This window comes from Candidatus Neomarinimicrobiota bacterium, assembly GCA_022567655.1.
GTDB lineage: Bacteria > Fidelibacterota > SORT01 > SORT01 > SORT01 > JADFGO01.
Window position 1 is genome coordinate 1 of sequence record JADFGO010000112.1, and the last position, 6,038, is coordinate 6,038.

Annotated in this window: 5 protein-coding genes and 1 pseudogene; all 6 read right to left on the reverse strand. The window is 42.9% G+C overall.

The features are described 5' to 3' along the window. Nucleotides 1–462: 462 nt before the first annotated feature. The 6 genes and pseudogenes from IID12_09475 to IID12_09500 all read right to left on the reverse strand — a co-directional run bounded on the left by IID12_09475 (nucleotide 463) and on the right by IID12_09500 (nucleotide 6,024). Nucleotides 463–828, reverse strand: a pseudogene (locus IID12_09475) (DUF559 domain-containing protein). A gap of 380 nt (nucleotides 829–1,208) precedes the next feature. Then, on the reverse strand, nucleotides 1,209–2,435 hold the full coding sequence (locus IID12_09480) for an ABC transporter permease (protein MCH8289317.1): 1,227 nt from the start codon (nucleotides 2,433–2,435) through the stop codon (nucleotides 1,209–1,211). After that, the gene (locus IID12_09485; protein ID MCH8289318.1) at nucleotides 2,435–3,664 is read right to left on the reverse strand and encodes an ABC transporter permease; all 1,230 of its coding nucleotides are present in this window, start codon (nucleotides 3,662–3,664) and stop codon (nucleotides 2,435–2,437) included. Before IID12_09485 ends, IID12_09480 begins: the two co-directional genes overlap by 1 nt. Beyond that, a complete protein-coding gene (locus tag IID12_09490; protein MCH8289319.1) occupies nucleotides 3,664–4,356 on the reverse strand; it encodes an ABC transporter ATP-binding protein in 693 nt (230 codons plus the stop codon). The genes IID12_09485 and IID12_09490 overlap by 1 nt, the downstream gene beginning before the upstream one ends. Further along, entirely contained in the window at nucleotides 4,349–5,647 is a 1,299-nt protein-coding gene (locus IID12_09495) for an efflux RND transporter periplasmic adaptor subunit (GenBank protein ID MCH8289320.1), read from the reverse strand. Before IID12_09495 ends, IID12_09490 begins: the two co-directional genes overlap by 8 nt. Then, nucleotides 5,644–6,024, reverse strand: a complete 381-nt coding sequence (locus IID12_09500) for a TolC family protein (GenBank protein ID MCH8289321.1) — start codon at nucleotides 6,022–6,024, stop codon at nucleotides 5,644–5,646. Before IID12_09500 ends, IID12_09495 begins: the two co-directional genes overlap by 4 nt. Between the last annotated feature and the right edge of the window lie 14 nt (nucleotides 6,025–6,038).

Sequence of the window (6,038 nt, forward strand, 5' to 3'; positions counted from 1 at the left end):
AGTTTTGCAAGATTTGCAATTTTGTCTATATCGGCGCTTGTTATACTCAAACTTTTTCCATTTATTAATAATATTGAATTTAGCGGAAGGCGATTCGACAGTCAAGTGCAAATTTAATACCAACTATTGTAATTTCGCTGATTTATTGACAATTGCCGTTAACAATATGAACCCTTAATGTCATTTTTGTCCACCTGACATCGGTCGGACAGGCTCGTTAGGCAACTGCCGGACACTTCCCTAAAAGGGAGAGAATAATCGTCATTGCGAGGAACAGCAAAGCTGTGACGTGGCAGCCGAAGACAGGCGTAAGCCAATCTCTCTATGTTGGAACAAAATCTGAGATTGCCACGACCTGATAAATCAGGTCTCGCCAGCCCGACTTATGTCTGGCTTGTTATTAGAGGGGTGGATTCGAGACACCATAGTGGCGAGAAGACGGGGTGTGTCAAGAGTTAGATATCAATCTCCCGCGTTCTCCTTAATCCATTCTTTAATAAACAAAAGAACTCCGTTTAAATTGTTCCGAACATCCGAATCCAGAAAACTAATAACGGATAGCGACATCGATTCTAATTTTATTTTTCGCTTAATATCTTCCTCAAGTTTGTAATCATGTGTGACTCCGTCTACTTCGATTATCAGTTTCAGTCTTGGTGAATAGAAATCTACAATTTAATTACCCAAAGGTTTTTGACGATGGAAATCGTAACCCATCATCTTCTTTGTCTTTAGTTGATTCCAAAGAAGAGTTTGCGCAAGGGTTGAATTGTTTCTCAGCTTGGTGGCAAATTTCTTAAGATTTTTATTATAGAGGTGTTTTGTCATGCAAGTAATATAATACATTCCAATTATAAAACTCTTTACACACCCCGTCTTAGCCTTCGGCTAATCCACCCCTCTTAATAGAGGGGAATTTATTGAGTATTATTTTAGAAATTCAATCGTTCTCATAGAGGATAAATTTACGTTATTCTTAATGATAAACACACCCCAGCCTCTTCGAGGCATCCACTCCTTAAAAAGCAGGGGACGTAAATATTCCCGGCAAGACATTAGTCCAGTCCGGCTATGCCGTCCATACGTGTGGAAAGGCAAGGAACAGTGTGCGAGTCGGGGCTCGCCCTGACCTCAATTAGCCTTGAAACAATTAAAATAGTTTTGTTTGATTCATCCTATGAGCCGTAGGATCAATAGATCAGATGACTTTACTCATATCGCAGTGATTCAATAGGATCAAGTTTTGATGCTTTTGCAGCAGGCCAAATCCCGAAGACGATTCCTATAAAGGAGCAAAATACCAATCCCATTGTGACCCACATCCAAGGGATTCCCATGTCTAAATTCATCAGACTCGCTATGAGGTTTCCTATCCCTACCCCCACGATCACTCCGATGATGCCTCCAAGCAGACTTAAGATTATGGCTTCGACAAGAAATTGCAGAAGTATATTTCTTCTGCGCGCTCCGAGCGCTTTTCTTATCCCTATCTCTTTGGTTCGTTCCGTAACAGATACCATCATAATGTTCATAATTCCGACTCCAGCGACTCCAAGCGATATGAAGCTTATCAGGATCGTACCTATCCTCAGATTTTTTGACATATCATTAAAGGTGTCAATAAGGGTGGCGCTGTTGAAAATTTCAAAATCGTTCTCTTTCCCCGGAGGCACTTTCCGTACCGTCCTCAAAATTGTTATGACTTCCTCAATGGCATCCTCTAACACTTCAGGAGATTTAGCGGATATGGTTATATTTATCGAGCCTTTCTTGCCATACATCTTTTGATACGTGGTTAACGGTATTGCGGCAAGATTATCTCTCGATTGACCCATACGGTTTCCCTGTTCTTCAAGAATTCCGATTACCTCAAACTTTCTGCCGTCTACTTTTACGATTTTTCCTAACGGATATGTAAAGGGAAAGAGCGCCTCAACAATATCCTGTCCTAAAACAATCACATTTTTAGCATATATCACATCCGTTTTGGTTAAAGTCCTTCCCTCGCTAATGAAATATCCGTTATTCACAAAAAATTCCGGCGTACCTCCCGCTAACATAAACACAGGATCTGTCGCCTCATTCTCGAAACGGAATGATCTTCCAAACTTCCAATCTTCAGCTCCTACGTTTGAGATATATTTTGCCCGGTCTCTTATGGCATCTGCGTGCTCAATTAGCAAATCCTTACGGTTTCTATATTTGGATCTGTTGTGCCTGCCGATTTGCATCGCCGGATATTTTTGAGCTTGAAATACGGTTGAGCCGAGAATTGACAAGCTATCCTCCATGTAGGCTTGGATCGCGTCGATCGCCGTCATAATACCAATTATCGATGCGACGCCGATTATCATTCCGATTAGTGTCAGAGAGGAACGAAGTTTATTTCTTCGGATACTCTCTATGGCAATTCGTACGCTTTCAAACCATTCCATTATTCATACCTCAAGGCTTCGATAGGATCGAGTTTGGATGCTTTTGCGGCAGGATACAATCCAAAACCGATCCCTATCACCGCGGAAATTAGTATTGCGATCAGTGCCCAAGTAAGAGGCATCGCTGTGGGAAGAAGGAATTCGTTAATTATGATGCTAAGACCGAACCCAATTATCAGCGCTATTATTCCCCCGGAAACGCATATGGATGCTGATTCAATCAGGAATTGAACCATGATGTTCCTTCTTTTAGCTCCTAAAGCTTTTCGAATCCCTATCTCTTTCGTTCTCTCCGTGACCGAGACAAGCATTATATTCATTACGCCTATTCCGCCGACAAGAAGTGACAGCGACGTTATGATGATACCTGCGGCATAGATTGCTCCGGTCATTTTAGCATACATGTCACTGAATAGACTTTGCTGATTTATGCTGAAATCGTCATCCAAAGATGCAGATAATTTTCTGGATCGCCGCATTATGCCGATGAGCTCGTCTTTGGCTTCTTCAATCGTATCCGGATCCTTCATCTTTACCTCTATTGAGGGACTCCTGCGGGTTCCAAATGAATTCTGAAATGTTCCGACAGGTATTATGATCCGGTTATCGAGATCCATCATCCCGAGAAAGCTTCCTTTTTCCTCTAAGATTCCTATAATTTTGAATGGTTTTCCGCCTATCTTAATTTTTTTGCCCATCGGATTTTCATTCTCAAAAAGTTTATCCGCCACTTCGGAGCCTATTACCGCTGTATACCGTGAGTGATGCACATCGGTCTCAGATAAAAAACGTCCGTATTCAGGATAACTTCCTGAAGTCTCTCGATATGATACTTCTGTCCCAATCAATAATACACGTTCAATACTCTTTTCACGATGTTTGATTGTTTTATGTGACATGATGACCGGCGCAACATATTCGGCATATGTTGAATATTTCTTGATAAAATCGGCGTCTGACAGTTTCAGATTTTTTCTGTTTTTATATTTGAACCTATCGTTAGAAAACCAGGGGTACTTCTGGACATAAAGTACGTCTGAACCAAGCGCCGAAATACTGCTTGTAAAGGCTCGATTCAAGCCTTCTATAGCCGTTGCCATGAGAGTCACCGCCACTATACCGATAACGATGCCTGACGTTGTCAGTATGGTTCGGAGTTTATTATCCCGTAACGCCGAAAGCGCTATCCTGATTCCTTCGATATATTCGTGAACGAAATAAGTTATCATCAGTTCAGTGAAATTCGAGAGTTCAACTCATCGCTTGAGATCAAGCCATCATGAAGCCTTATAATTCGAGCCGCATTGTCGGCGATATATTCTTCATGCGTTACAAGTATGATCGTATGCCCTGCTGCGCTAAGCTCATTAAACAACACCATTATTTCTTTGCCCGTCTTCGAATCGAGATTTCCTGTCGGTTCATCCGCAAGAATTATCGACGGGTTGTTTGCCAATGCCCTTGCCACCGCCACTCGCTGTTTCTGACCTCCTGAGAGTTCATTAGGCTTATGATCCATCCGGTCTTTCAATCCCACTTTCTCCAATACTTCTTCCGCGCGTTTACGCCGCTGGCTTGTCCCGACAGAGGCATAGATCAATGGAAGTTCAACATTATGGAGGCTGGTCACCCTTGGCAACAGGTTGAACGTTTGGAAAACAAACCCGATCTTTTTATTCCTGATCAAAGCGAGTTGATCATCATTCATCTCGCTAACAAGCTCATCCTCGAAAGAATATGTGCCTGAAGTCGGCGTATCAAGACAGCCGATAATATTCATTAGGGTGGATTTCCCTGAACCGGACGGACCCATGATTGCCAAGTATTCTCCCTGCTCAATACTAAGACTTACTCCGTCCAGCGCATGAATGCTTTCAGCGCCGAGATCATATATTTTCTTCACATTGTTAATCTCAATCATGCTCATTCTTATCCCGCCCGCCTCTCTTCTTGTTTCTATCCTCTATCTTTACTTCGTCACCGTCTTCTAAAGTCTTGCTCAAGATACGATATGAGCCTGTTACCACTTTCTCACCCTCTTCCACTCCTTCTAAAATTTCAATTTTTGATTCGCCCGTGATACCGGTTTTCACCTTTCTCATCACCGCAATGTCGTCCTCGATCACGAATACCACTTCTACCATGTCATTTGCGCCCCAAGATTTTTCTTTCTCATTTTCTTCAGGTTCATCTGAAGCAATAGCTACACCCTCTTCCCTCTCTTTTCGTTCAAGCCGCTTCGGTTCCCTGACCGTTACCGACTGAATAGGTATTGCGATCGTGGAATCAGAAATGTTCGTTATCACCTCCACTGAAGCGGACATCCCCGGTCGAAGCATTTTCGGGAATTGCAACATTCGTATCGTGATTTCAAAATTTGTTACCTGTTCCTGCGTTCCTAAGCCTTTTGTGACCGCGGAGTTTGCAACTTCGTGTACGATACCAATGAATAGTTCATCTCTGAACGCATCTATCTCTATCTCAGTCGTATCACCTTCCTCAAGCAGGACGACGTCATTTTCATCTACTTCGACCAAAACTTCCATTTGTGATAGATCGGCGATGGTCATTATTATGTCTTGCTGAAACTGAGAACCAAGCGCAATCTCGCCAACTTCCTTATTTATCCGTATCACTGTACCGGCTGCAGGAGAATATAATTTTGTTTTTGCGAGATCGTCCTTCACTTGATCTAAAGCCGCCTTTGCCTGCGAAACACTTTCCTTTGAGCTATTGAACCGGGCTTTCGCAACCTCAAGATTACCGTTCGCTGTTTCAAGTTCCGATTCGGATATCAGACCTTTCCTGAATAGCTCTTTTTGCCTCTTAGTAGTGCTTTTAACAACTTTTTCATTCGCTAATTCCACCGCCTGCTGAGCCTTTGCGGAACGAAGTGCTGCCTTACGCTGATCAACCGTCGCAACATATTTTGTGCTGTCCAATGAAACAAGCAGTTGTCCCATTACAACCCGGTCTCCCTCTACAGCCCCGAGACTCAATATTTTGCCGCTGACATTTGCGGCTATATCCACAGACATTACCGGCTGCACATTACCTGAAGCGCCCACTTTTTCTATGATCCGCTCACGAGTTACTTCCTCAACCTGAACGTTGACCGCATCTCCTGAATCTCTCATAAGATTTGCGGCAACCATGGCTCCTATAAGGATCACTCCGCCACCGATTAAGATGTACTTTTTCTTTTTCGTCATTTTAATTCCCCCGTCCGGATAGTGCCCATAGCATTTAAAAGCTGCGCGTAAGCAATTTGATAATCGTATTTATTTCGTATAGTGGATGTATTTGATCTCAATAAGGCTACTTGTGCATCCTGTACTTCTAAAAGCGTAGCCGAGCCAAGTTCATACCGCTCCGTTGCCAACCGTAGATCCTCTTCCGCAGATTCCTTATTGTCCGAAAAGATCATCTCCAACTCTTCGTATGTCTCTAACCGGGTTATCGCATTATCAATGGTCGCCAATATGTTTCGTTTTGTATTTTCATAGTCTTCCCATGAAGAGCGGTAAATCGCCTGAGATTCTTCAAGATTCGCTTTGTCCGCAAACCCGTTGAACAGATTGAAGCTCATTGAGAGTCCCAAGC

Coding starts and splice junctions, on each gene's coding strand:
- IID12_09485 (MCH8289318.1), bottom strand. CDS start 3,664: ATGATAACTTATTTCGTTCACGAATATATCGAAGGAATCAGGATAGCG.
- IID12_09495 (MCH8289320.1), bottom strand. CDS start 5,647: ATGACGAAAAAGAAAAAGTACATCTTAATCGGTGGCGGAGTGATCCTT.
- IID12_09500 (MCH8289321.1), bottom strand. CDS start 6,024: ATGAGCTTCAATCTGTTCAACGGGTTTGCGGACAAAGCGAATCTTGAA.
- IID12_09490 (MCH8289319.1), bottom strand. CDS start 4,356: ATGATTGAGATTAACAATGTGAAGAAAATATATGATCTCGGCGCTGAA.
- IID12_09480 (MCH8289317.1), bottom strand. CDS start 2,435: ATGGAATGGTTTGAAAGCGTACGAATTGCCATAGAGAGTATCCGAAGA.